Genomic DNA, 2,803 nt, shown 5'->3' on the forward strand with positions numbered 1-2,803 from the left:
GTCCGTTGCCGACTTGACCTGTCCAGGGCGTGGCATCCAGGCACCTCCTGGACAGGTAGCCTACCAGCAGAGATCCTTAAGTCACTGGTATTGGGTCTAGCAGGGCTGCAGGGTCGTGTTCTGGGGTGTCGCTGTAGATGGTGCGGGCGAGTGCGACCATAAGTGGGGTCGACAGCACCGCAGCGAGGTTGCGTGAGGCCGGAATGCCGGGCTGGTCGCGCAGACAGGCCAGGAGGGCGTCCCACGCGGCGGCTGTATGCCCACTGTTGGCGGTCATCTTGCGGGTTGTGCGTGGCAGATAGTCGGTCAGGTCGGCCAGGGAGAGGTCGTCGAGTTCGATCCCCGCGGCGGCAGTGAGTACGTCGGTCGAAGCGACGGCCGCGGCATACTCGTCCGGGCGGCTGGTTACCACCAGTGGTGTAGTGATGGCATTGAGCGCTTCCAGCGCGGCGCGGCGCAGGCCAGCTGCAATTTCATCAAACCCGTCCAGGACTGGCAGGATCCTCCCGTCATCGACCAGGGCGCGGGCCAGACTTGCCCCGCTGTGATCAAGAGCGGCCAGACCGGGATAGTCGCGAACCATCTGGTCTGTGAGCCAGTCACGTAGTGAGGTGGTAGCGGGGTTCCATGACCCGAGGCTGAACATCACAGGGACCGACTCGGTGTCGGTCGTGCGGGTGTTGAGCAGTTCAAGGATGAACCGGATGGCCAGTGACGTGGTTGCGCACCGTTTGCCGAGCACGCCTTTGGTCGTCTTGCCCCTGATCCATACCGAGGTCCCCGCCTAGTGTCTGTTCGCGCGTCAACACCGTAGCGCCGACTACCTCGTTGGGCGTTGCCCAGGAGTGGAACGGCCCCTCACGGCCGACCTCGACGACCAGGCCCTGCTCGGCTACGGGCCGCCGGCCGGCGCGTCGGGGACGCGTGGTGGTCGCGGATGGTGCCGTCCTCGCCGCCCAAGCCATGGCCGGCTCCACGCGCGGGCCTTGATCACCGCTGGTCCACGGCCGGCGACAGGCCCGCGGTGCGCGCGGCGACGCCCGCCTGGACGGCGAAGAGGCGGTCCCGCGCGTCCTGGTCGACCGTGTGGAAGTGGCCGTGCACCTCGAGGGTGACGAAGCCGTGCACGGTGGCCCAGGCCAGCATCAGGGCTTCCGCCGCGTCCGGCACCAGCGGGCTGCCGAGCCGGCCGCGTTCGGCCGTGTCGGCGACGAGTTCGACCATGTGCTCCATCGCCCGCCGGCCGGCCACCACGGTCGGTCCGTCCGGTGGGGCCGCGTACCCGGGCACGGGGGAGCCGAAGATGAGGGCGAAGCGCTCCGGATTCCGCTGCGCCCAGGTGCGGTAGCCGGTGCAGGTGGCCAGGAAGCGTCCGTCCAGGTCGTCCGGCGGCACGGTCCCGCGGGTCGCCGTCAACGCGTCCGACAGGCTGTCATACGAGTCGGCGACCAGGGCGGTGAGCAGCTCGTCCCGGTCGGCGAAGTAGCGGTACAGCGCGGGCGGGGTCATCCCCATGCTGCGGGCGATGTCGGTGAAGCGGAGGTTCGCGGCGCCGCGCTCGACGATCAGGCCCAGGGCCGCGTGCTTGATCTCCTCCACGGTGCCGGCGCGCAGCCGCTCACGGCGGCTCCGCCCCCCGCTCTCATCGGTCGACCCACCCGTCATCGCATCTCCATCGGCTCGCTGCGCCAGTCACCGCGTTGACAATCCGTACCCGTCGGGGGAAACGTTACGCTTTATAAGACGCGTTATGAAGCGTAACGCTTTGCCGGGGGGACGGGGCCCCTGACGACGTACGGAGGACCACATGTCCCAGGGACCGCGCGAGGATCGGCGGACAGCCGCCGGGGGGAGCGGACCACACAGACCCGGCCCGCTCGGCCGAATAGCCGGTTGGAGCTTCCGGAACCGGGGCCGCGCGGTGCTGCTCTGGCTGCTCGCCGCCGGCGCGGCCTTCGGCCTCTCGGCCGGCCTCGGCGCCAAGTACAGCGCCGACTACACCGCGCCCGGCTCGGACTCCAAGCAGGCCCAACAGCTCCTGGCCCGGGACTTCCCCGGGCTGGGCGGTGAATCGATCAGCCTGGTGCTGACCTCCGACGGCAGCGTGACCGACGCCGCCACCCGCGACCGGGTCAAGGACCTGCTCGCCCGGATGGCCGAGGTGCCGCACGTCAGCGGCATCGACGACCCGTACGGCCCGCGCGGCAAGGTGTCGGCCGACGGCCGCACCGCCCTCGGGCAGATCCACCTGGACGTCGCCGTCGCCCCCGACATGCCGAAGGCGGACACCCAGCGGCTGCTCGACCTCGCCCGCCCCGTCGACGGCGGCGTGCGCGTCCACCTCGGCGGCATGACGGTCCAGCAGGCCGAGCAGGGCGCGATCGGCTCGGAGGGCATCGGCATCGCGGCCGCCGCCGTGATCCTGGTGATCACCTTCGGCTCGGTCGTGGCCGCCGGCCTGCCGATGCTCACCGCGCTCGGCGGGCTCGCGGTCAGCAGCGCCCTGCTGCCGGTCCTCGCCGCGATCATGCCGGTCCCGGACTGGTCGACCTCGCTCGCCGCGATGCTGGGCATCGGCGTCGGCATCGACTACGCGCTGCTGCTGGTCACCCGGTTCCGCGAGTGGCGCGCCGAGGGGCTCGAACCCGAGGCCGCCACGGTCGCCGCGCTGGACACCGCGGGCCGCGCGGTCGTGGTCGCCGGAATGACCGTGGTGGTCAGCATGCTCGGGCTGTTCGCGATGGGCCTGTCGTTCATGCGCGGCGCCGCGGTCGCGGGGGCGGGGATGCCGGGGGAGGGGGAG

3 protein-coding genes are annotated in these 2,803 nt (G+C 71.0%); 1 reads left to right on the forward strand and 2 read right to left on the reverse strand.

Annotation, left to right across the window (positions count from 1 at the left end):
• Window positions 1–76: 76 nt before the first annotated feature.
• Window positions 77–742: a hypothetical protein gene (locus AB0O00_RS34470; RefSeq protein ID WP_363658576.1), complete on the reverse strand. Its 666-nt coding sequence runs from the start codon at window positions 740–742 to the stop codon at window positions 77–79.
• Window positions 743–990: 248 nt separating this feature from the next.
• Entirely contained in the window at window positions 991–1,665 is a 675-nt protein-coding gene (locus AB0O00_RS34475; protein WP_363658578.1) for a TetR/AcrR family transcriptional regulator, read from the reverse strand.
• Between the two features lie 256 nt (window positions 1,666–1,921).
• On the opposite strand from AB0O00_RS34475, the gene AB0O00_RS34480 reads away from it, so the two are divergent.
• The coding region (locus tag AB0O00_RS34480; RefSeq protein WP_363658580.1) for an MMPL family transporter at window positions 1,922–2,803 on the forward strand (882 nt) is incomplete at its 3' end.

The organism is Kitasatospora sp. NPDC093558 (genome assembly GCF_040683475.1).
Lineage (GTDB): Bacteria > Actinomycetota > Actinomycetes > Streptomycetales > Streptomycetaceae > Kitasatospora.

Coding starts and splice junctions, on each gene's coding strand:
- AB0O00_RS34475 (WP_363658578.1), bottom strand. CDS start 1,665: ATGACGGGTGGGTCGACCGATGAGAGCGGGGGGCGGAGCCGCCGTGAG.